The sequence below is a fragment of the Shewanella sp. ISTPL2 genome, from assembly GCF_013283205.1.
GTDB classification, from domain to species: Bacteria; Pseudomonadota; Gammaproteobacteria; order Enterobacterales; family Shewanellaceae; genus Shewanella; species Shewanella oncorhynchi.
This window is the reverse complement of record NZ_JAAPAV010000001.1, coordinates 3,116,626-3,138,691: the sequence shown is the minus strand read 5'-3', so window position 1 is coordinate 3,138,691 and position 22,066 is coordinate 3,116,626. Positions and strand designations below refer to the sequence as shown.

At 43.5% G+C, this 22,066-nt stretch carries 21 protein-coding genes; 6 read left to right on the top strand and 15 right to left on the bottom strand.

Annotated elements, in window-relative coordinates; translation table 11 throughout:
* Positions 1–102: 102 nt before the first annotated feature.
* Positions 103–1,692, bottom strand: a complete 1,590-nt coding sequence (locus HUB64_RS13695; RefSeq protein ID WP_131524106.1) for a bacteriohemerythrin — start codon at positions 1,690–1,692, stop codon at positions 103–105.
* Positions 1,693–2,003: 311 nt separating this feature from the next.
* On the opposite strand from HUB64_RS13695, the gene HUB64_RS13690 reads away from it, so the two are divergent.
* Positions 2,004–2,135, top strand: coding sequence for a DUF3149 domain-containing protein (locus tag HUB64_RS13690; RefSeq protein WP_105251481.1), 132 nt, complete (start codon positions 2,004–2,006; stop codon positions 2,133–2,135).
* Positions 2,136–2,276: 141 nt separating this feature from the next.
* Here the strand turns inward: HUB64_RS13690 and HUB64_RS13685 are convergent, their stop codons facing one another.
* The gene (locus tag HUB64_RS13685; RefSeq protein WP_105251480.1) at positions 2,277–2,888 is read right to left on the bottom strand and encodes a superinfection exclusion B family protein; all 612 of its coding nucleotides are present in this window, start codon (positions 2,886–2,888) and stop codon (positions 2,277–2,279) included.
* Positions 2,889–3,056: 168 nt separating this feature from the next.
* On the opposite strand from HUB64_RS13685, the gene HUB64_RS13680 reads away from it, so the two are divergent.
* Complete coding sequence (locus tag HUB64_RS13680; RefSeq protein ID WP_168826667.1) at positions 3,057–4,682, top strand: ATP-binding protein; 1,626 nt, start codon at positions 3,057–3,059, stop codon at positions 4,680–4,682.
* Between the two features lie 86 nt (positions 4,683–4,768).
* Here HUB64_RS13680 and tcdA read toward each other — a convergent pair whose 3' ends face one another.
* Positions 4,769–5,578, bottom strand: a complete 810-nt coding sequence (gene tcdA, locus HUB64_RS13675; protein WP_131524107.1) for a tRNA cyclic N6-threonylcarbamoyladenosine(37) synthase TcdA — start codon at positions 5,576–5,578, stop codon at positions 4,769–4,771.
* A 426-nt stretch (positions 5,579–6,004) separates the two neighbouring features.
* On the opposite strand from tcdA, the gene HUB64_RS13670 reads away from it, so the two are divergent.
* Together HUB64_RS13670 and HUB64_RS13665 are read left to right on the top strand one after the other, a co-directional pair.
* On the top strand, positions 6,005–7,069 hold the full coding sequence (locus tag HUB64_RS13670; protein WP_173246856.1) for a porin: 1,065 nt from the start codon (positions 6,005–6,007) through the stop codon (positions 7,067–7,069).
* Positions 7,070–7,504: 435 nt separating this feature from the next.
* On the top strand, positions 7,505–8,563 hold the full coding sequence (locus HUB64_RS13665; protein WP_105251476.1) for a porin: 1,059 nt from the start codon (positions 7,505–7,507) through the stop codon (positions 8,561–8,563).
* A gap of 166 nt (positions 8,564–8,729) precedes the next feature.
* On the opposite strand, the gene parC is transcribed toward HUB64_RS13665, so the two are convergent.
* The 7 genes from parC to nudF are packed head-to-tail and all read right to left on the bottom strand — an operon-like array spanning position 8,730 to position 16,673.
* A complete protein-coding gene (gene parC, locus HUB64_RS13660) occupies positions 8,730–11,006 on the bottom strand; it encodes a DNA topoisomerase IV subunit A (RefSeq protein ID WP_105251475.1) in 2,277 nt (758 codons plus the stop codon).
* Complete coding sequence (locus tag HUB64_RS13655; RefSeq protein WP_105251474.1) at positions 10,999–12,171, bottom strand: sorbosone dehydrogenase family protein; 1,173 nt, start codon at positions 12,169–12,171, stop codon at positions 10,999–11,001. Before HUB64_RS13655 ends, parC begins: the two co-directional genes overlap by 8 nt.
* A gap of 52 nt (positions 12,172–12,223) precedes the next feature.
* On the bottom strand, positions 12,224–14,110 hold the full coding sequence (gene parE, locus HUB64_RS13650; protein ID WP_105251473.1) for a DNA topoisomerase IV subunit B: 1,887 nt from the start codon (positions 14,108–14,110) through the stop codon (positions 12,224–12,226).
* Between the two features lie 56 nt (positions 14,111–14,166).
* Complete coding sequence (locus HUB64_RS13645) at positions 14,167–14,742, bottom strand: YqiA/YcfP family alpha/beta fold hydrolase (protein WP_173497182.1); 576 nt, start codon at positions 14,740–14,742, stop codon at positions 14,167–14,169.
* Between the two features lie 26 nt (positions 14,743–14,768).
* Positions 14,769–15,608, bottom strand: a complete 840-nt coding sequence (gene cpdA, locus HUB64_RS13640) for a 3',5'-cyclic-AMP phosphodiesterase (protein ID WP_105251471.1) — start codon at positions 15,606–15,608, stop codon at positions 14,769–14,771.
* Positions 15,609–15,623: 15 nt separating this feature from the next.
* Positions 15,624–16,064, bottom strand: a complete 441-nt coding sequence (locus HUB64_RS13635) for a DUF1249 domain-containing protein (RefSeq protein ID WP_105251470.1) — start codon at positions 16,062–16,064, stop codon at positions 15,624–15,626.
* A 6-nt stretch (positions 16,065–16,070) separates the two neighbouring features.
* Positions 16,071–16,673: an ADP-ribose diphosphatase gene (nudF, locus tag HUB64_RS13630; RefSeq protein ID WP_028759445.1), complete on the bottom strand. Its 603-nt coding sequence runs from the start codon at positions 16,671–16,673 to the stop codon at positions 16,071–16,073.
* Between the two features lie 244 nt (positions 16,674–16,917).
* Here nudF and tolC point away from each other — a divergent pair, with 244 nt between their 5' ends.
* Positions 16,918–18,225, top strand: a complete 1,308-nt coding sequence (gene tolC, locus HUB64_RS13625) for an outer membrane channel protein TolC (protein ID WP_105251469.1) — start codon at positions 16,918–16,920, stop codon at positions 18,223–18,225.
* A 77-nt stretch (positions 18,226–18,302) separates the two neighbouring features.
* Here tolC and HUB64_RS13620 read toward each other — a convergent pair whose 3' ends face one another.
* The 3 genes from HUB64_RS13620 to HUB64_RS13610 are packed head-to-tail and all read right to left on the bottom strand — an operon-like array spanning position 18,303 to position 20,505.
* Positions 18,303–19,040, bottom strand: a complete 738-nt coding sequence (locus HUB64_RS13620) for a TIGR04219 family outer membrane beta-barrel protein (RefSeq protein ID WP_173497181.1) — start codon at positions 19,038–19,040, stop codon at positions 18,303–18,305.
* Positions 19,041–19,042: 2 nt separating this feature from the next.
* Entirely contained in the window at positions 19,043–20,011 is a 969-nt protein-coding gene (locus tag HUB64_RS13615) for a DUF2333 family protein (protein WP_105251468.1), read from the bottom strand.
* 11 nt (positions 20,012–20,022) lie between these two features.
* Positions 20,023–20,505, bottom strand: coding sequence for a copper chaperone PCu(A)C (locus HUB64_RS13610; RefSeq protein ID WP_173497180.1), 483 nt, complete (start codon positions 20,503–20,505; stop codon positions 20,023–20,025).
* A 33-nt stretch (positions 20,506–20,538) separates the two neighbouring features.
* On the opposite strand from HUB64_RS13610, the gene HUB64_RS13605 reads away from it, so the two are divergent.
* Positions 20,539–21,276, top strand: a complete 738-nt coding sequence (locus tag HUB64_RS13605; RefSeq protein ID WP_028761866.1) for an enoyl-CoA hydratase — start codon at positions 20,539–20,541, stop codon at positions 21,274–21,276.
* Positions 21,277–21,407: 131 nt separating this feature from the next.
* Here the strand turns inward: HUB64_RS13605 and HUB64_RS13600 are convergent, their stop codons facing one another.
* Together HUB64_RS13600 and HUB64_RS13595 are read right to left on the bottom strand one after the other, a co-directional pair.
* Entirely contained in the window at positions 21,408–21,608 is a 201-nt protein-coding gene (locus tag HUB64_RS13600) for a PspC domain-containing protein (protein ID WP_113941528.1), read from the bottom strand.
* A gap of 151 nt (positions 21,609–21,759) precedes the next feature.
* Positions 21,760–22,050 carry a hypothetical protein gene (locus HUB64_RS13595; protein WP_173497179.1) on the bottom strand — a complete coding sequence of 97 codons (291 nt, stop codon included), beginning with the start codon at positions 22,048–22,050 and terminating at the stop codon, positions 21,760–21,762.
* Between the last annotated feature and the right edge of the window lie 16 nt (positions 22,051–22,066).

Here is a 22,066-nt window from a genome sequence, read left to right as displayed (position 1 = left end):
CTAAGTGCTGGGAATTATACCTTTGCTTATGACAATGGCAAGTCTTTTGCCGCGACTTTAATACAAATTGCATTTAACCGCTCAAAAATCATGCTCTTGAGGTTATTCTGCGCCATGTGATAATAAAAAAGCGGTATATTCTTTATCACTTTTTTGAATATGGTTTACCAACCAAGCTTTCAAGAAAGCCATTAATTCGTCGGCAACATCTTCACCTCTAACAACCCGCTTTTGAAAATCAAGTACTTGCCCAACTAACTTGCCGTGTTTTTCCTTGTGGCTGTCAGTTTGAGGGTAACCAAAACGCGCAAAGAGTTCCTCTTCATAGGCAAAGTGATTGGCGGTGTAATCCACTAATCCTTGCACGATACGTTTGATGGCTTCGAGTCCATACTCTTCATTTAATGTGCGGTGTAATTCATTGATCAATGAGACTAAGCGCTGATGTTGACGATTGATCTCAGGCATTCCTATGTCTAACTCAGGCCCCCATTTCACAAAGAGTTTATTTTGCGCCTGACTCGAATTAAAGAATGCCGCATTCACATGGAATCGATGCAGCAAGGAGCCGATTTCCTGCGACATGTTATACACTTTCAAACTCGATAAGTTAGTGTTGTTGGTGTGGGAGGCATTACTCAGGGCTAGCTCAGCCATCACACTGATATTTTTATTAATTTCCTCTGCTACTGTATGTTGTTGTCCCGATGCCGTGGCGATTTGGTGGGACATATCGGTAATGGTCTCCACCTGAGCGACAATCTGCCCGAGTGCACTGTGAGCTTGATCAACCATATCAGCCGTTTCGTCGGCAATCGCCACGTTTTTCAACATGACTTCAACACCATGTTGTGCGCCTTTTTGTAATGCGGCGATTTGCTGCTGGATCTCAACCGTGGCTTCGGATGTTCGTTTAGCGAGATTACGCACTTCATCGGCAACTACAGCAAAACCGCGGCCATGTTCACCCGCTCTCGCACTTTCAATGGCAGCATTTAAGGCGAGTAAATTGGTCTGTTCGGCCACCTGCGAAATGGTTTCAATAATGCTACTGATATTGTTGCTGTCGGCGGCCAAGTGCTCGATCACGGTTCGAGTATCATGGATCTGTTGCGACATAGCGCCAATTTTAGTGACTATGCCATTCATGATTTGATCGCCGCGCTTAGCAGAACTTTGGGCAATATCAGCTGCCTGCGCAGCACTCACCGCATTTTGCGATACGGCTTGTACACTTGAAACCATCTGTGTCATTGCACTGGCTGCCAGTTCAGTTTGATGCTCTTGCTCTAACACGCCTTGCTTTGCCTGTTCACTAATAACCTTGATATCCGAGGCGACTTTTTTCATCCCTTCACAGGTATCAGATAAAGACAAAATCGTACGGCTGACATCTTCGCCCATGCGATTAATGTTATGTACTACCTTAATGAACACACCCGCATCTTTCTCTTCCAATTGATAACTCAAATCTCCCTCGCCTAAGTGGTGTGCTGCACGCTCAAGTTGTCTCAAATTACGAATTAATTTATTGATGTTGAACATTAAAATGGCGGCGAGCACGCTTAAACACAAAATGGCAACAAAGTGCCCTGTGATCACCAAACAATAGAGGGGATAAATCAGCAACAATAGTGGCGCAAAGATAGAATTATATCCCATTGAATCCTTGTGACTTTTTTTAGAATCCATTTTTTACTCCTTTAAAAAACTGATATCGCGCCTTCATATAAAAACAAGAACGAATAAATGGAATAGCGCGTTAACTGAATATCGATCGAGTTGAATAGGTTAATCCTAGACGCTAACGGAAGAAGAAACAAAGCTAAATTATTTGAACTCGTCGCTGTTAAGCACATCCTTAAATTTGACCAAGATCACAGAGTTAACTAAGGGTTATGACTTTGTATTCCTATGTCGATTTTTTATTGATCGAGATCAGTATTTTAGCTATCGAATACCGCTAATTTAGCGAGGACTTCACAGGAAAGAGGATTTCAGTCATGGCATTTTGGTTAGATCTAATGTTTGGTAACCCCATAGGCTTACTTTCAATGATCGTTATCTTTAGCACAATAGGGATAGTGTCTTATATCACTTGGATGTTCATTGTGAAGTCGGCACCGAAACCATAGTTTTTGCTCCAGTTGTTCTTCATGTTTCTTGTATAAATGCAAAATCTAGGGGGTTTTATCACCCCCATTTTTTGTTGTCTCGCATGTTAAAAATGCTAACTAAAACATAGCTAGCACTCATCCGAGTGAGGCTGAACACGCCTATGCTGCGTGTTTTCTGTTTTGTACTAATCCATTCAAAAATTGCGGGCGCGCCTTAATCAACGACTGCATTTCTTCTTGGCTCGGCTCACCTGCTGGCAAACGCAGCACATCACGGTTAAGGTACATACGCGCTTTCATGGCAATCTTATAGTCAGCGGTCGGTCCCTGAATTGCATAATGGCGCTCGTTACCGAGCTTCTCTAAGATACAGGCATTCACTAAACTTTTTACAGCGGGTTCATTTTGCGGCAGAGTCAAAATCGTGGCGCCTTGAAGAAAGAATTCCCTCACTAAAGCTCGCTCAGCGGGATCAAGTAGATTCACTTTAGCTTCAATCGTCTCAATAACGCGCTTATCACTTAAATGACGGATAGACTCATCTAAGCCTAAGTTAATTAATTGACTCAAAAAGTAAGCGATAGAAACGATTAGACCTAATCCAACAAACTGTGCATGTTCTGGCACAAATTTATCGAGCGCCAGCACTGCCAGCACATTAGGGGGAATAAGAAGTAAGACAGAACAACTCACCATAAGCCACAACATGACTCTAAACATCATTTTCTTCGGGCTAAAAAACTTAACTGAATCCAGCTTGAGTTTAAACATAGTGCTATCCCAGTGACAAAAAATTGAACTTATCGGCTAACAAGCAAATTCAATGCCACAAATGAAGACATATTTCGTTGATTTTATCTGCGAGAAAATGCACTTTCTGGATCTGTAGGTCTATGCTTATAAGCATCTCAAGCCGCTATTGCATAAAGAAAATTTAAGATGCTGACATTCTTTAGCCAACTTATCAAAAGCCCCATAGGCAGGCACCTTACCCTGTCTATTGTACTTTTTAGTTCTGTTATCACCTTAATCACCACTGCATATCAGTTGATCAGTGATTATCGCAATGATGTAGTACGTATCGATAGAGTATTTTCCAACATGGAAAAGGTGAACTTAGATGTGCTCGCCGCCAGTATTTGGGTTATTGACGAGCGGCTCATTAACACTCAGCTCAATGGGCTAATTCAGCTGCCCGATATTAACTATATTTCGATTAAAGATGACAGCGGCCAAGCATGGAATGCAGGCGAGCAGAAACAAGAACACTCCTTAGATAAAACCTTTCCTTTAGTCTATAAATCACCGACTGAAAACATCAATGTCGGCACACTCGAAATACAAGTCGATGTCGATGCTATCTATCAACGCTTGTATGATAAGGCCATTATCATTCTGCTTTCTAATGGCATTAAAACCTTCTTAGTGGCTGGCTTTATTCTATTTTTAGTGTGGTTCAACATTACTAAACACTTAGATAAACTCAGCCAATACTGCAAAAATATCGACATAGACCATGAATATGAGCCACTACAATTTGACCGTCATGAAAAAATTGATGAATTCAAACAAGTCGCCGATTCCATCAATAGCATGCAAGTACAACTTAGAAGCTCATTTAGCGCCTTAAAGAATTCTAAGACGGAACTGCAAATAGCCTTAGAAGATAGAGAGCGGCTACTCAAGCTCGAACGTAGCTATAAAGAAGAGCTAGCAAGACAAGTTAAAGAAAGAACACTAGAGTTAGAACAATCCCTTAGCGCACTAAAACGAGCACAACAGGTTTTAGTTGAGCAAGAAAAAATGGCGGCCTTAGGTGGACTCGTGTCAGGGGTTGCCCATGAGATAAACACCCCAATTGGCATTTGTTTGACGGCGGCGAGTGCGCAGCTCAGCCATATTGAAGAACTGATCGACCTGATCCACAGCGATCAAGCTACATTAGATGAGATAAATGAAATACTTAATGAGTACCAAGAAAGCTGTGAACTCATTGTCCGTAATATCACTAAAGCCAGTAGCTTAATTCAAAAATTTAAAACGATCGCCATCGATCGCAGTCATGAAGAACACCAATGCTGTAATCTAAACCAGCAGCTACATGAAATCCTAGAGTCGACATTAATTATGCATCCCAATGTTAACGCCTCAACGGAGATCAACGTGGAGCCTACACTCAATATCAAAACCAATATCAGTTTGTTAAATCAAATTGTTAGTAATATTCTCTCGAACGCCTTTACCCATGCATTCCAAGGACATGAAGACAATCTTATCCACATTAATGCGACTTTGGATGAAGAATCAATTCAAATCAGCATTCAAAATAATGGCTTAGCCATTCCAGCAGATGTTGCTGAGCACATGTTCGAACCCTTCTTTACTACAAATCGTAATAAAGGTGGTACTGGCTTAGGATTATCAGCGGCCTTTAATGCCGCAACACTGTTGAAAGGCACTATGAGTTATCGCGCAGACTCAAAACTAGGCGGCCCACAATTTGATATTAAATTTCCATACACTCAATGTGAACCAGTCAATAATCAACAAGATTTTTATATCTAACTATAACCTAATGAAATTACATAATATTGAAGGGGTATCACCGCCCTTGAAAGCGGTGATATCTTGGCTGAATCTAGGTTAAGAGTTTAAACCGCCTCTTGAGCCTGCTGTGCCAATCGCGCTAATACGCGACTTGCCGCCACAAAACCAAATGTCCCAGTGACCATAGTCACAGCCCCAAAACCAGAAGCACAATCCATCCTCATGCTGCCATCAGCCGCCGCTTTAGTACCGCACACTGAGCCATCGGCTTGGGGATACACTAACTGCTCACTGGAAAAAACAGCATCGATAGCAAACCGGCGTTGCACGTTTTTAGAGAAGTTATACTCGCGGCGCAAAATATTACGCACTTTGGCTAGCAAAGGATCTTGGTAGGTTTTAGCGAGATCAGTTAACTGAATTTGCGTCGGATCTGTCTGTCCACCCGCACCACCCACTGTCACTATCTTAATTTTTTGACGTTTACACCAAGCAATTAGCGCAGCCTTCTGCTTAACGGCATCAATACAATCAATAACATAATCAATATTGCCGCCCTCTTTAGCTCCAAGTAAATACTCGCCTAGATTATCCAATGTAATAAAATCTTCAATTTCATTCACTTGGCAATCAGGATTAATTTCACGTATCCGTTGCGCCATCACAGCAACTTTAGAACCGCCGATGGTGGAGCTAAGAGCATGTATTTGTCGGTTAGTATTAGTGACACAGATATCATCTAAATCTATCAAGCTTATCTGCCCTATGCCGCTCCGCGCTAAGGCTTCAGCCGCCCAAGTACCGACGCCACCAATACCAATTACCATCACATGGGATGTGGCAAATTTAGCCAACGCCTTTTGTCCATACAAACGGCCAATTCCGCCAAATCGATTTTGATAGGCCTCAGTCATAAATACTTACCTTATATTACCCAATAACAGCAGGAGCGCTTGCACTAGCATCCAGTAGATACCAGCTGGGACAGCTTAAAAGCAACACCAGAAATGTGCCGTGGATTCTAAACGATATCGACATAAACCGAAATCAGATCCTCAGCCACCAAACACTAGATGCAAAGGGATACGAATACTAAATGAGTGTAATAAAAGCAAAGGCCCATCATTTACCACCGAGTCATTTGGTAATCGACTTAATAAAAACATGTATTTCACTTGTAAAACAATATGTTGAATAAGCCATCCTTTATATGAAACTTGATCAAGATCACACTTTATCATTTCAAGTCTGTGCAGACTTTGCCGCATAAAAGCTCAACAGCATGCATAGATACTGAAGTTATCAATGCATATAACAGCGATAAGCACAGGAAAATGAAGATGAAAAAGAATCTACTGACGACGGCTATTATTTCTAGCCTCACACTCTATTCATTCACAGCACTCGCCGATGGCCCTGAATTCTATGGTCATGCTGATCTTGCCATTACCAATTCAGACACAGGTTATGCAACTCAAAACCAAAAGGAGGGCACTGTTCTTGAAAACAACTTCTCTTGGTTAGGCGTAAAAGGTTCTGAAGCTGTAAGCCCTTACTTTGACATCATTTATCAAATGGAATTTGGTGTCGAAAACTTTGATAACTCAAATAAAACCTTCAATGCCCGTAATACATTCCTAGGTATCAGAAGTGCCGCAGGTACGGCTTTAGTGGGTCGTAACGATACCGTATTTAAAGCAGCTGAAGGAAGCTTCGATCTTTTCGGTAATACCAATGCTGATATCGACTTACTGGTTGCAGGCCAAACACGCTCCGCCGATGGCATTTCTTACTATTCACCTAAAATTGCCGATCTCGTGACGCTTAATGCCACTTATCTGATGAGTGATAACTATGACCAAGTGGATAGCAATGGCAACGACGTGTATAGCAAAGATCAAATGTATGCTCTGAGCGCCACCTTAGGGGATAAAGCCTTTAAAGCACAAAACTACTATGTCGCTGCCGCCTATAGTGATGGTATTGATAACGTTGAAGCCTATCGTGGTGTGGCCCAAGCTAAATTCGGTGACGTAATCTTAGGTGCCTTATATCAACACAGTGAGCATGTAGATGATAAGTTTGCCAATCTCTCAGGCGATACCTATTTTGTCAACGCAGCCTACTTAATTGGCGACTTAAAACTAAAGATGATGTACGGCAAAGATGACTCAGGTCTAGGCAAGTACGTGAGCCGTTATGTTGGTGACCAAGGCAACAGCGGTTTAGAACAAGTCAGCGATGTTGACCTACAACAGTTCAGTGTGGGAGCTGATTACCGCCTGAGCACTAAGACTATGGTCTATGGTCACTACACACGCTTCGATGGTGATCTTATGTTGGCCGATGTAAAGCAAGACCTGAATGACAACATCTTTACTGTCGGTTTACGCGTTGATTTTTAAATAGATTAATCAACTAACCCCAAGGTTATTTATTGATAAAAAAGCGGCTTCGGCCGCTTTTTCTGCTTAGATATCGCCCCCAAACACAAATCTATAACCAATATGACAGACTTGCTACAGCATTAGTATATGCTACAGTTACCCTCGCCGACGCACTATCTAAGGCAATCCGCCTTACCTACCACTTAAGTAGTAAGTGAAAAATAGAGTTTTACCCCTTTCAGGTAAATTTGCAGTCAAGATATAAGGAAAGATCCCAGAAATGGCCCGAATATAGGCAAGGAGAGCCAAAAACATGATCTGCGCCACAGCCTGCGAGTCGTAAAACTGTAAAAATCGGCGGCAACTTTGTTACCGACTCAGGTAGCAAATGCGTTAAACCACACAAAAACCATGAAAAATGGATAAGAACTTAGGTTCGAGGGAGCACAAAACATGAAAAAGACATTCATCTCTGCATCAGTTGCATCAGTATTGGCATTGGCTTCATTCGGTGCGCTAGCCGAAGGCCCAAGCTTCTATGGTCGTTTAGAGCTTGCTCTAACCCATACTGACACAGGTGCCACTCTACAATCAGGTACTAACGGCTTAGAAGCAAACTATGCCGATGAGAATAACGCAGGTACTTATTTAGAAAACAACTTCTCTCTATTAGGTGTTAAAGGTTCAGAAAAAATTGCTGATGGCTTTGACGTTATCTACCAAATGGAATTCCAAGTTGAAAACACTTCTGGTGCAGGTGATGTTTTCAAAGCACGTAACACTTTCTTAGGTTTAAAAACTAACGCTGGTACTGTGTTAGTGGGTCGTAATGACTCAGTATTCAAACAAGCCGAAGGTGCTGTGGATATTTTCGGTAACACTAACGCCGATATCGACCGTTTAGTCAGTGCCCAAACTCGTACTGCCGATGGTGCTTGGTACTATTCACCAAAAATTGCAGGCTTAGTGACATTAAACGCTAACTATCAATTTGATGATAACGACACTACAGCTAAGACTTCTGAAAGCCTATATGCATTAAGCGCAACTCTAGGTGACAGCAAGTTTAAAGAGCAGAATTACTATGCTGCAGTAGCCTATAACAAAGGCATTGCTGGTGTTGATGCATACCGTTTAGTTGGCCAAGCAAAATTCGGTCAATTCAAAGTTGGTGGTTTATTCCAAAACTCTGAAGATGTTGTGAACAATGACATCGAAGGTAACACTTACTTTGTTAACGTTTCTTATGATCTGAACGGTGTAAACCTGAAGGCTGAATACGGCATTGATGAAGCTGGTTTAGGTGGCGCTTACACTAAACTGGGCGGCGTAAAAGGTGCTGATGACATCAATTTCCAAAACTTCAACATTGGTGCTGATTATCGCTTAGCGAAATCAACTATGATCTATGGTCAATACGCTATGTACCGTGGTGATTTTACTGTTGCTAATGCTAAAACAGATCTACAAGATGACAACGTATTCTCTGTAGGCGTACGTTACGACTTCTAATCTCTTACCTAAGAGATAATAGAAACCTACTGTAGTAATACAGTAGGTTTTTTTATGTCTCATAATCTAATCCAAAACGCAAAAAATAAAAAACCACCTAAGCCAAACTGAGGTGGTTTTAGTTAACCCATTTAATTCTTTATAGCATTGAAGCCATTACAAAGCATTAGATGCTCGCTAAAGCATCACCACCGTCACCTAATTCAACGCTATCGACACGTTGTAATCCTCTAGGCAATTTTGCACCACGACGACCACGTTCACCTCGATAATGCTCAAGATCGCTTGGCTTCAGTGTGAGCTTGCGCTTACCTGCCCACAAGGTAACCGGCGTATCACTCGGCACTAATTGTAAATGTGTCATAAGTTCATCGCGACTCTTGGCTCTTTCGGTTGGTATGCCAATAATTTTATTACCTTTACCCTTGGATAATTGCGGTAACGCTTCTAGCGAAAACAGTAACATCCGCCCTTCGTTTGTAATCGCTAGCAGTGACATTTCTTTAGTGCGGTCGATCAACTTAGGCGTTAATGATTTAGCGTTTGTTGGTAGACTCAGCAAGGCTTTACCCGCTTTATTGCGCGACACCATATCGTTGTATGAACAAATAAAACCGTAACCCGCATCCGTTGCTAACAAGTAACATTGGTCTTCTTCACCCATCAACACATGCTGCATGGTTTCGCCAGGTGCCATATTGAAGCGAGTCGTAATAGGCTCACCTTGGCTACGGGCCGATGGCAGAGTATGGCTATCCGTCGCAAAAGCCCGCCCAGACGAATCAATAAACACTGCGGCCTGATTACTACGTCCCATCGCGCTACATAGATATTGGTCGCCAGACTTATAGGAGAGCGACAAAGGATCGATATCGTGGCCCTTAGCACAACGCACCCAACCTTTTTCAGATAAGACAACAGTCACGGCTTCTGTCGGTGTTAACTCTTGTTCAGTTAATGCTTTGGACTCATTACGCAATACGATTGGCGAGCGACGATTATCGCCATAGGTTTCGGCATCTTGAATTAATTCTTTCTTGATCAACGTCTTCAAGCGACGCTCTGAGCCCAATAACTGCTCCAGTTTTTCGCGTTCGGCTTCAAGCTCATTTTGTTCGGCCGTAATCTTAAATTCTTCTAACTTAGCTAAATGCCGTAACTTTAACTCGAGGATCGATTCGGCTTGTTTATCACTGAGTGAAAAACGGGCCATCAACTCGGCTTTAGGATCATCGTGAAAACGAATAATCTCGATCACTTCATCAATGTTGAGGAAAGCGATCATTAGGGCTTCGAGTATATGTAACCGCGATACCACCTTGTCTAAACGATATTCTAAACGACGTTTAACCGTATCAACGCGGAACTCTAACCACTCAGTTAATAAGGTTTTCAACCCTTTAACTCGCGGACGTCCATCGAGACCCAGCACGTTTAAGTTAACTCTAAAGCTCTTTTCTAAATCTGTAGTGGCAAACAAATGCGCCATCAGTTGATCGCAATCAACGCGATTGGAGCGCGGCACCACCACAAGACGCACAGGGTTTTCATGATCCGACTCATCGCGTAAATCGGCCACCATAGGCAATTTCTTCGCCTGCATTTGACCGGCGATTTGCTCTAAGATTTTACCGCTACTGGCTTGATGCGGCAGCGCCGTGATGATGATTTCACCGCCATCGACAGTGTAAACCGCACGTGCTCTTAATGACCCACGGCCCGACTCATAAATTTTTGCAATATCGGCAGACGGGGTAATAATCTCGGCTTCAGTTGGATAATCAGGGCCTGGTACAAAGGCCATCAATTGCTCGAGTTCAAGCTTAGGATCATCGAGCAATGCTACGCAGGCGGAGACTAATTCTCTCACGTTATGCGGCGGAATATCCGTCGCCATACCTACGGCAATACCAGTAATACCATTGAGTAAGATATGCGGTAAACGTGCAGGCAGTACTTTAGGTTCCTTCAAAGTGCCATCGAAGTTAGCACCCCATTCAACCGTACCTTGTCCCAGTTCACTGAGTAACACTTCAGAGAATTTAGAGAGACGTGCTTCGGTATAACGCATAGCCGCAAATGACTTAGGATCATCGGGGGCACCCCAGTTACCTTGGCCATCGACTAACGGGTAGCGATATGAAAATGGCTGCGCCATCAATACCATAGCCTCATAACAGGCACTATCGCCGTGAGGATGGTATTTACCTAATACGTCACCAACCGTACGGGCCGACTTTTTATGCTTAGATTGAGCCGATAAACCTAACTCACTCATCGCATAGATAATTCGACGCTGTACCGGTTTAAGTCCATCACCAATGTGTGGCAGGGCTCGGTCCATAATGACGTACATGGAATAGTTCAGATAAGCCTCTTCGGTAAAGCGCCGCAATGGCATTTGCTCTACCCCATCGAGACTTAACTTGATAGCGTCACTCATTTTCTTCTAGTTCCTGTGTTTCTTCAGTACTATCGCCCTTATAAAACAAGCGATACACGTTACCTTTTAAATCATCGGAGATGTACATAGCACCATCGGATGCCGATAACAGCGCAAAGGGTCGAGCAACGGGAAATTCACCGTCAAGGAAACTAACAACCGTTTCACGACTCACCACTTTTTGATCTTCAATCTTCAACATCACCACTTGATAGCCAACTTTACTCGAACGATTCCACGAGCCATTTTCGGCGACAAACAACTGATTATGGTAAATATCGGGAAATTGACTGCCGCGATAAAATGCAAGTCCCGTGGGTGCAACATGGGCTGGCAACTCATACATTGGCAGAGTGATTTTTAAATTTTTCGGTTTTTCATAGGCGGGTTCGACAACACTACTGGCATGTAAATAAGGGAAGCCATAATGACTCCCTATCACATCGATGCGGTTAATCTCATCGGGTGGTAAGTTGTCCCCCATCCAATCACGGCCTTGATCGGCAAACCATAATTTTTTGTCTATTGGCGACCAATCAAATCCACTTGCATCACGCACACCAGCCGCAATCTGCTCACTCGCGCCTGTATCAACATTGATCGCTATGATACTACTGTAAGGCACTGGCGCTTCACAGACGTTACAGGGCGCACCAATAGACACATATAAACGGCCATCTGGGCCAAAATTAATTGCCCGAGAACTTTTCTTCTCTGAGTAAGGCAAGTCACTGTAAATCTCTTTGGGTCGACTCGGGCGGCGCAATCTTTGCTCAATATCAACAAAGCGCACTATTTGATTTTCAGTGGCGACAAACAAGTCACCATTGTGGAATGCAATCGCATCGGGTGATTCAAGCCCTTTGGCTATCACATAGCGCTTATCGACACGACCATCTTGATTACTATCAACGAGAGCATGGATAGTGCCGCTCTTATTGGAACCGACAAATAAAGTGCCATTAGCCCCCATCGCCATCTGCTTAGCATCGCCAATATCCGAGGCATAAAGCGATAAACCAAACCCCTTAGCGACGGTAATCATGATCGATTGGGAACCCGCAAAGGCGCTATTGCAGAGCAATAACGTCACACTCGCTAAGAGCGTAAAACCGGCAGAAAACACCTTTAAGCAATTATAATTATTAGTTTTAATATACAACATTGTAATTTTCTTTATGCCTATGTTTTATTGTTATCGGCAATAGTGCACAACATTAAAGTAAAGCCATGTCACCCTTATCTTCAAGCCAGTTTTTACGGTCCGGCGAACGCTTCTTAGCGAGCAACATATCCATCAAAGCATCCGTTTCTTCGATGTCATCTATCGTCAACTGTACTAAACGACGGGTGTTTGGATCCATCGTTGTTTCACGAAGTTGTAAAGGATTCATCTCACCCAAGCCCTTAAAGCGGGTGACTTGTACCTTACCCTTTTTATTCTCAGCGGCAATACGGTCTAAAATACCCGCTCTTTCTGCCTCATCTAAGGCGTAATAAACCTCTTTGCCGATATCAATACGGAACAACGGCGGCATAGCAATATACACATGACCCTGCTCAACTAAGATACGGTAATGCTTCAAAAATAGCGCGCATAACAAGGTAGCAATGTGCAGTCCGTCTGAGTCGGCATCCGCAAGGATACAAATCTTGCCATAACGTAATTCAGAGATATCGCTGCTATCGGGATCGCAACCAATCGCGACCGAAATATCATGGACTTCCTGTGAAGCTAACACCTGCGAAGCATCGACTTCCCAGGTATTCAAGATTTTGCCACGCAGCGGCATGATGGCTTGAAACTCACGATCGCGGGCCTGTTTAGCACTGCCACCCGCAGAATCCCCTTCCACGAGGAATAACTCTCCGCGCATCGGATCTTGGCCACTACAGTCTGTCAGCTTACCCGGCAGTGCAGGTCCCGAAGTCACCTTTTTGCGGGCCACTTTTTTGGCGGCCTTTAAACGACTCTGGGCATTATTAATGCACATTTCGGCTAAGGATTCAGCTAACTCGGTATTTGAGTTCAACCAGAGTGAGAATGCGTCACGCACAACGCCAGACACAAAAGCAGCGCATTGGCGACTAGAAAGCTTTTCTTTTGTTTGACCAGCGAATTGCGGTTCTTGCATCTTCACCGACAATATAAACGCGGCGCGATCCCAGATATCTTCGGGTGAAAGTTTAATACCACGGGGGATTAAATTTCTGAACTCACAGAACTCCCGCATCGATTCCAATAAACCTTGGCGGAAACCATTCACATGGGTACCACCGAGTGGAGTCGGAATTAAATTAACATAACTCTCGCCAATGGATTCACCGCCTTCAGGCAACCAAGTAATGGCCCAATCTGCGGCTTCTAGTTGACCTTTAAAGCAACCCACAAACGGCTCTTCGGGCAATCTTAAATTGTCACCGATAGCCGCCTTTAAATAATCAGTTAGGCCGCTTTCATAGAACCATTCATGAACTTCATTTGTCTGTTTATTGGTGAATTTAATCCGTAAACCTGGGCACAGTACCGCTTTAGCACGAAGCAGATAAATCAGTTTTGAATTTGAGAAATTAGCCGAATCAAAATAGCTCGCATCGGGCCAAAAATGCACTCGAGTCCCCGTATTACGACGGCCACAGGTCCCTGTTGGGCGTAAATCTTCAACTTTAAAGCCATTTTCAAAAGCGATGTCATACACTTGGCCATCACGGCGAACCGTGACTTCGACACGGCGCGACAAAGCGTTAACCACCGAGATACCGACACCGTGTAAACCACCGGAGAACTGGTAGTTTTTATTCGAAAATTTACCGCCAGCATGCAATTTGGTCAGAATTAACTCAACCCCAGGAATGCCTTCTTCTGGGTGGATATCCACTGGCATACCACGTCCATCATCAGTGACTTCGAGGGAGTTATCTGTATGTAGAACAACTTCAATTTTTGTCGCGTGACCTGCCAATGCCTCATCGACACTGTTATCTATGACCTCTTGGCCCAAATGGTTAGGTCTGGAGGTGTCGGTATACATACCTGGACGGCGTTTAACAGGATCGAGTCCGTTGAGAACTTCAATGGCGTCAGAGGTGTATTGATTTGTCATAGGGCACGCTATAGGTTGTTATATCCGGCCATGTTGCGGCTCGGCATGTCAGTTTGTCAAGGTAAGTGTAAAAATTGGCTTACAGTTTGCAGATGCGACTCATAACCAACAAAGCTGTGATCACCACCCGCTTCAACTCGCAATTGACAGTGATGATACTTATTGACCGCTTCGCGATAATCCAGCACATCATCACCTGTCTGCAATAATACCAAAAAACGATCCGGATTGCGGATCACAGCCGTATTAAATTCAGCGACTTCAGACTTATGCTCAGGTAAGACAAGATAATGCTGTTCAGTGTAAGGATTGAATTGCGGCCCCATAAACTCATCGAACAACTCAAAGGGTTTTACCGCAGGATTAACTAACACCGCTTTGCCACCATAGGTTTCGGCTAAATAGCTGGCGAAATACCCACCTAAAGATGAGCCTATATAAGCTAATGGCTCTTTGGCATCAATCGCCGCCTCAACATAAGCGGTTAAGAGCACCATCACAGCCTTAGGTGTATTAGGCAATTGGGGCTGATGGAAGGCCACACTAGGGTGATGCAGCGCCATGTACTTAGCCGTCATCACAGCTTTATCTGAAAATGGAGAGCTATTAAAACCGTGAATATAAAGCAGCATATTTCCTCAGGCTGCGGCTATTCGCGTTAATAACCGCTAGAGTTGTTGTCGGGGGAAAAATGGTTACCCGGTACGCGATACACTTTAGTATTGATGCTACCATCGGCTTTCAACTCCAGCAAACGATAACCCGGTTGAACGCCATCCAAGGCAAAATAAGGCGATAACGGCTTAAATTGAATACAAGTGGAAGGTGTCGCCATCAACTGCAACGTGCCATGGGGCCCATTATGATGGGTATCAATACATTGGTGCACATGTCCCCAGAGCAATCCTTTGACCTGCGGATACTTTGCCACTCGCGCGATAAACTCGGCGCCATTGTCCATGCAGTGCTGATCCAGCCAAGTACAATTCACAACGATGGGATTGTGATGCATCACCAGTAAAGTATGGCATTCAGGATGTGCGGCAATGGCTTCATCAATTAATTCGAACTGAGTCTCGGCCATATTGCCGCCAGGCTTTCCCCGCACGGTTGAATCTAACATGAGGATTTGCCAGTTTCCCGCCAGAATACGCTGCTGCCCAAAAATCTGTTCACCCTGCATGTGCAGATACATGATTCGTGGATCGTCATGATTTCCAGGAAGATAATGGCAAGGTAAGCCAACGGGGGTGACTGCTTTCACAAATTGCTGATAGGACTCAGCCGAATAGTCTTGACTCAAATCGCCTGTGGCGAGCATCAAGTGAGCAGGATAGTCCACAGCTCTAATCGTATTTAATACGGCAGCAAAACTTTTGCTAGTATTAACTCCTAATAGCTGAGCTTCAGGATCGGCAAAAAGATGCGGATCTGTGACTTGCACGATACGCACGCTTTCCCCTTCAGCTATGGAGTAAGAGACAGCCTCTTTCAGCACATTGAATACCCAATTCTAAGACTGGCACACGACACTGTGTTGGTAACCAATCTTTAATAACTCTTCCAGGAATGCATTCACCTGGTACTTTTCATCACTTTGATACATGCGTACATTGGGATAATCATACACTGGGCGTAATTGGTAAATCTGTTGGCCAGTTAACACTTCTGCTAATTTAGCATCGTGATAAATTCTCACTAACACCTTGGGAGTATTGATAAACTCCTTGATTTCGATGGGACGAGATATCTCAACTAGCTGAGTATATTTGGTATTTTCTAAAATTCGCACTACTAATATACCAAACTCACCTTCGAGTCGCCATGACTCACCGATAGCTATCTCTAACGGTAACCATTTCAACATGTAGCCATAATTACGCCCGCACAGTGCTAAAAAATCACTGACGTTGGGTTTATAGCGCCGTTTTAGACTCGAAGTAGCCAAATTCATCCCAACTTAAACCAGTTGCTGATAGTTTAATTGTAACCATTGTAATCCAATAACGGTCGACGCATTATCAATCTCGCCCGCAACCACTCGCTCATAAGCTTGCTCGCGGCTCATGACATGCAATCGAATATCTTCGTGCTCTTCAGCTAATCCATGCAATCCACGGGCGTCGTTTGAATCGACATCAGCCCAATAGAAATAGAAACGTTCTGTACTACCACCGGGGCTCGCTAAATAGCTATTTACACTGTGTATTTGCTTAGCCATTAAGCCTGTTTCTTCCATTAATTCGCGGTGTGCAACATCCAGAGGCGTTTCTGCGGGCGCAATCATACCCGCGACTAACTCAAGAAGCCAAGGAGATTTAGCGGTTGCTAATGCAGGAAAACGTACCTGTTCAATAAGTACGACTTTATCTTGCTTGGCATCATAGGGCAGAACGACCACAGCATGACCCCGTTCAAACACTTCGCGAGTGACAGGCTTACTCCAGCCACCAGCGAATAATTTATGCTTGAAAGTGTATTCGTCCATTGAGAAAAACCCTTGATAAAGGGATTTTTTTCCTAAGATCTCAATATCCGTTTGCGAAAAAACAGGGGGTTTCATACTCTATCCTTAAAAGTTAAATTTGCGCCTACAATCAAGGCAATTTGAGCACATTTTTAAAATAAAATCTGTTACACTTCGAATTTGACTTGAAAGTGTCAGAGTTCTTAGACTCTAGGTCATTAAGTTTTAGCTGTATCGGGAAGCGTCGGGAAGCGCAAACCGCCTTGGTAAAGGCATTACTTAGTCTAAACGAAGTTAAAATATTCCTCCGTGGGGGGATTTTGTCTAATAAGGACAGCAAATGAAATTTAAGATCCATAATTTATGCGCAGCATTAACACTTGCGGCTTCCGCTTCAGCGGTGCAAGCAGATGATTTGTTGCAAATTTATCAGCAAGCACTGACCAGCGACCCGCTCGTATTGCAAGCCCAAGCCCAGCGTAATGGTTTGTTTGAGAAAATCGAGCAAAACCGCGCTCCGCTGTTGCCAACCATTAGTGCAAACGTCGGTTATGACAAAGCTTGGAATGATCCGAAGGATGATGCAAGTGGTCTAGTAGGTAGCCTGAAATTAAATCAAGTCATCTATGATCACAGTGCTTGGGTTGGTTTAAGTCTTGCTGAGAAAGCCGCTTCTCAAGCTGATTCCGCTTATGCTTCAGCATTACAAAACTTGATTACTCGTATCACTAAAGCCTATTTCGATGTATTAACGGCGAAAGACAACTACGAGTTCCAAGGTGCAGAAAAACGCGCAATCGAGCGTCAACTTGAACAAACTAAACAACGTTTCGCAGTGGGTTTAACCGCGATTACCGATGTGCATGAAGCTCAAGCGCAATATGACTTAGCCTCAGCCACTGAAATTTTAGCCGAAAACACGCTCGCCAATAGTTATGAAGCCTTACGTGAAATCACCGGCATCGATCACAAGACGATTAATGTGCTAGATACCAACCGTTTCTCAGCCGTTACGCCAGCGCCAACGTCATCTAGCGAATGGTTAAAAATTGCTGAAACCAATAGTGTTGATTTAATGACTCAACGTATTGGTAAAGATATTGCCCAAGAGACCATTAAGCTTTATCAAGCTGGCCACATGCCGTCTTTAAGCTTAAATGCCGGTTACAACAAAGGTCTTGAGCAAAAAATGGGTAATCTCAACGAACCTGATTTTGATAATGTCAGCGTTGGTGTCAACTTAAGCATTCCGATTTTCGAAGGTTTTAAAGTCAGCTCACAAGTTAATGAAGCACAATTCCAGTATGTTGAAGCAAGTGAAAAGCTTGAGCAAATTTACCGTGGTGTAGTGAAAAACGTTCGTAATAACTACAACAACGTAGGCGCTTCTATCAGCTCAATCAAAGCTTATGAGCAATCGGTTATTTCATCAGAAAGTGCCCTAAAAGCCACTCAAGCGGGTTTCGAAGTGGGTACTCGTACTATCGTTGATGTTTTGAACCGTACCCGTGACTTGTACGACTCAAAACGTAAATTATCCGATGCGCGCTATAGCTACATCAACTCAGTTGTTGCACTAAAGCAAGCTGCGGGTACATTGAATGAAGATGATGTTATCGCCATCAATAATGGCTTGATTGCACAGTAACAACGCTCTCAGTCATTAAATATAAAAAACCGCCATTTGGCGGTTTTTTTATGCTTAAAAGTTAAAAATCAACAAAATTAGAAGTTGATTTCAACACCCGCAAAATAACCTTTAAATTTAGTATCAGCACTCACACCCGAGAAATTACTCACATCGAATAAAAATTCACGATAGCCTACACGTACACGGGTATCAACGGCCAAACCATCAAATTGCCAACCTAAACCAATAGCATAGTCGTGCACGCTTGACTCATTGACGCCCTGCATCAAATCAGCAAAACCGTACAAGCCTAAGCCAGGCATACCTACATGCGTACTGGCGTAACCCATCACAATACCGCTATCGACATCTTTCTCTTCAGGGTGACCAGGATCTTGCACGCGCAGTGAACCATTCATTAACTTGTATGCAGCACCAAGGTCCAATGACACTATGTCGTTATCCAATATTTCGTAATACAGCACGAAATCTGTGTTGCTCAAATCAGTATAAGCAGTAACATTGCCTTTAAAATCATGCCCATTGAAGTTGAAATCAGCATCCGACATGCTGCCTTTCTGATCTAGGCTATTTTCACGGATTTTAATGTTAGGGACAAATGGCAATGGATGCTCAACCGCAATCCAGTAGCTACCTTGAGCCGATGAACTATAATCAAATGTTTGTTGTGGTTGGCCTTTATCGGCAAAAGTACCACTAGTATCGGCGCGCCAGTAGTCACCACCAATTGTGAAACCGACCACAGTGGCCGCTTGGGCAGATGAGGCCATACAGAATCCTAATACCGCACTGGCGAGGAGAGTTTTTTTCATAATTAACCTTGAGATAGCAAGTTCGTTAAATCAATCACCGCGGCATTCGCACGGGATACATAGTTAGCCATAACCAATGAATGATTAGCGACTAAGCCAAAACCGCTGCCATTCAGCACAACAGGGCTCCAGACAGTTTGCTGAGTCGCTTCCAGTTCACGAATGATCTGTCTTAGGCTCACTTCAGCATTTTTCTTCTTCAATACGTCAGCAAAGTCAACTTCAACTGCGCGCATAAAGTTCAACAACGCCCATGAAGCACCACGGCTCTCATAGAAGACATCATCAATTTTCCACCAACTGGTTTTTACCTGATGGCTGGTCAAATTTGGGGTTGATTGACGCGCCGAATTGTCACCAGCTAGGTCTGTATTTAAGCGCTCTTGGCCAACGCTGGCAGATAAACGCTGCGACATACTGCCCAGACGTTTCTGCACTTCTTTCAACCATTCATTAAGGTTGTCAGCACGGGCATAAAACTGTGCATCTTGATTATTAGGGTCCATCATGCGAGCACGATAAAGCTTCAGCAATTTGATTGCATCGCGATATTCGCTTTCGGCACTGGGTACTAACCAGCTAGTGTGGTCAATATTGAGCTTAGATTGGGCTTCGCCTAAATCTTTGTCCGCCGCAGATTGTGACTGTGAGCGGCTAAACTCTTTACGCATAATCAAGGCTAAATCACGGGCTTGCTCCAAAGCACCATATTCAAATGCGGGCATGTTATCCATGAAGATGGAAGGTGGCATCACATCGTTTGATAACCAACCACCTTGTTTATCGAGTAAATTTTCGACTGTGAGGATTAGCGATGTAGTAGTAGCGTATCCAACAATATTCTTATTGGATGCTGTTAATTGTTGAGGGCTAATCGGATCCGGTTCGATACTCCACCATACACTCACGCCATAACCGATTAATACTAAAAATAAACCGACCCCGGTAACTTTTTTCCATGTAATTTGCATCAAGCGACTCCTTAATGATGGTGATGATGCTCTTGCTCTGCGGCGTTTTCTGCTGCTTTACTAACAGGCAGGGTAATTGCCATTTTCTCGCCACCGTCAAACTCTAATTGCAGTTCAACTTGTTGCTCTAACACCAATGGCGCTTTTAAGCCAAGCAACATGACGTGATCCCCTGACGGCGTTAACGTTAATGTGCCATGGGAGGGGATGTCAAAACCTTCAACATGGCGCATCTTCACCATGCCTTGGTCTTCGATAATCGTGTGTAATTGGGCATCCTTTGCCACAGTCGTACTGACACCGATAAGACGAATCGCTTTATCTGTGTGGTTTTCAAGCGTAAAGTAAGCGGCAGTATTTGGTACTGTCTCAGGCATGGCGCGTACATGACCTTCAGTCATGACTACGTTCGCCAACGCTGAAAATGATGCACAAGATAAAACTAGACAATTAAACAGCTGTTTGAATATTGGTTTCAATGTCTTAAACTCCATGTCTACCCAATGTCGTCGTAAAGGAAACAACCCATGAGTCATATACAGGTTCAGGATGATCAGGGCGTGCGTATTATTAGCTTTAATCGCCCGGATAAACGCAATGCACTTGATCTTAATATGTATAAACAACTGACAGAATACCTGATCGAAGGTGAAGCAGACAACGACATTCGTGCCTTTATGCTCCATGGCCAAGATAATTGTTTCACCTCAGGCAATGATGTTGCTGACTTTTTGAAAAATAGTGACTTAGGGCCAAATCATCCCGCAGTACGTTTCTTATTTTGTCTGCTCGAACTCAAAAAACCTCTGGTGGCTGCTGTTTCTGGTGCCGCCGTCGGTATAGGGACAACCGTACTGCTACATTGCGATCTGGTATACGCTGACAACACGGCGAAATTTCAACTTCCCTTCGTCAACTTGGCTCTCGTGCCGGAAGCGGGGGCTAGCCTACTCTTACCTGAACTCATTGGTTATCAAAAAGCGGCTGAGTTACTGCTACTTGGTGAAAGTTTTAATGCCGAGACGGCCCATAGACTCAATATGATCAACGAAATTGTGGCCCATGAAGATTTACTCAGTTATGCATTATCTCAGGCAAAAAAATTGGCCAATCAACCGCCACAAGCACTACAAATCACACGTCAATTAATGCGTCCGCATAAAAATCGTGTACAACACCAAATGCACCAAGAACTTGAACAATTTAGCGCTAGGCTAAAAAGTGATGAAGCCAAAAGCAGATTTCAGGCTTTTTTGAAAAAGTAGTCTGCAAGGCAGTATGCACATACATTTTCGCATGAGGGTCAAAGTGCCCTCTTCTTGATAGGTTTAACTACATCATTTTAAATCAAAACAAGCCACTTATTAGCTCATCAACACCAGCCATCACTGCATGCTTAGGCTGGTTTTTTCCATTGGTCAACTAACAATGCTAAAACAAAGTAAATTAGCAAACTTACACCCGGCATAAATACAACTGCACCAGCCCACACCGCACGAGTCCAAAAACAAGACCAATCAAATTTCCACGCCATGCCTGCAGCAACACCACACACTAACCGCTCTGGACTCTCCATACGCACTTTTAATCGTTTCATCTAAAACCTCGGCTCAGTTGATCGCGAACTTATTTATCACTAACACTATGCCACTGAAACCAGCAAATAATGCCTGAAAACAACGCAAGACTAATTACAGGTAACAGTAGCAATGTCATCAAAGGTACTACAAACCACATAAGCAGATCCTTTACTTAGCGCTATATTCATCGACACCTGCCGATTCACCTTTATTTTCAGCGTTTAAGCTAAGTTGACTGTTGAAGTCATAAATACTTTCAGCCAGTTGTGTTTGCAATGACATCACAAATTCACGCTTTACACTGACGAACAACTCTTGTGTCTGCGCAGTTAATGTTTGCTCAATAGTTCCCACAACATCTGATATTGGTGCGGCTTCTGCGTGTGCTGCAACGCTACCGACTAACGCGCCTAATAACACACTCATTTGTACTGATTTTTTAATGGTTAACGTAAACATGATGGCATCCCTTTCG

What these genes read in the sequence shown, in the direction of transcription:
- HUB64_RS13645 (WP_173497182.1), bottom strand. Translation starts at nt 14,742, where the DNA reads ATGCTGCTTTATATTCACGGTTTTAATAGCTCTCCATTTTCAGATAAA.
- HUB64_RS13610 (WP_173497180.1), bottom strand. Translation starts at nt 20,505, where the DNA reads ATGGAGTTTAAGACATTGAAACCAATATTCAAACAGCTGTTTAATTGT.
- HUB64_RS13615 (WP_105251468.1), bottom strand. Translation starts at nt 20,011, where the DNA reads ATGCAAATTACATGGAAAAAAGTTACCGGGGTCGGTTTATTTTTAGTA.
- HUB64_RS13680 (WP_168826667.1), top strand. Translation starts at nt 3,057, where the DNA reads ATGCTGACATTCTTTAGCCAACTTATCAAAAGCCCCATAGGCAGGCAC.
- HUB64_RS13655 (WP_105251474.1), bottom strand. Translation starts at nt 12,171, where the DNA reads ATGTTGTATATTAAAACTAATAATTATAATTGCTTAAAGGTGTTTTCT.
- parE (WP_105251473.1), bottom strand. Translation starts at nt 14,110, where the DNA reads ATGACAAATCAATACACCTCTGACGCCATTGAAGTTCTCAACGGACTC.
- HUB64_RS13595 (WP_173497179.1), bottom strand. Translation starts at nt 22,050, where the DNA reads ATGTTTACGTTAACCATTAAAAAATCAGTACAAATGAGTGTGTTATTA.
- HUB64_RS13600 (WP_113941528.1), bottom strand. Translation starts at nt 21,608, where the DNA reads ATGAAACGATTAAAAGTGCGTATGGAGAGTCCAGAGCGGTTAGTGTGT.
- tolC (WP_105251469.1), top strand. Translation starts at nt 16,918, where the DNA reads ATGAAATTTAAGATCCATAATTTATGCGCAGCATTAACACTTGCGGCT.
- parC (WP_105251475.1), bottom strand. Translation starts at nt 11,006, where the DNA reads ATGAGTGACGCTATCAAGTTAAGTCTCGATGGGGTAGAGCAAATGCCA.
- HUB64_RS13635 (WP_105251470.1), bottom strand. Translation starts at nt 16,064, where the DNA reads ATGAATTTGGCTACTTCGAGTCTAAAACGGCGCTATAAACCCAACGTC.
- HUB64_RS13685 (WP_105251480.1), bottom strand. Translation starts at nt 2,888, where the DNA reads ATGTTTAAACTCAAGCTGGATTCAGTTAAGTTTTTTAGCCCGAAGAAA.
- HUB64_RS13665 (WP_105251476.1), top strand. Translation starts at nt 7,505, where the DNA reads ATGAAAAAGACATTCATCTCTGCATCAGTTGCATCAGTATTGGCATTG.
- nudF (WP_028759445.1), bottom strand. Translation starts at nt 16,673, where the DNA reads ATGAAACCCCCTGTTTTTTCGCAAACGGATATTGAGATCTTAGGAAAA.
- HUB64_RS13690 (WP_105251481.1), top strand. Translation starts at nt 2,004, where the DNA reads ATGGCATTTTGGTTAGATCTAATGTTTGGTAACCCCATAGGCTTACTT.
- HUB64_RS13620 (WP_173497181.1), bottom strand. Translation starts at nt 19,040, where the DNA reads ATGAAAAAAACTCTCCTCGCCAGTGCGGTATTAGGATTCTGTATGGCC.
- HUB64_RS13605 (WP_028761866.1), top strand. Translation starts at nt 20,539, where the DNA reads ATGAGTCATATACAGGTTCAGGATGATCAGGGCGTGCGTATTATTAGC.
- HUB64_RS13670 (WP_173246856.1), top strand. Translation starts at nt 6,005, where the DNA reads ATGAAAAAGAATCTACTGACGACGGCTATTATTTCTAGCCTCACACTC.
- tcdA (WP_131524107.1), bottom strand. Translation starts at nt 5,578, where the DNA reads ATGACTGAGGCCTATCAAAATCGATTTGGCGGAATTGGCCGTTTGTAT.
- HUB64_RS13695 (WP_131524106.1), bottom strand. Translation starts at nt 1,692, where the DNA reads ATGGATTCTAAAAAAAGTCACAAGGATTCAATGGGATATAATTCTATC.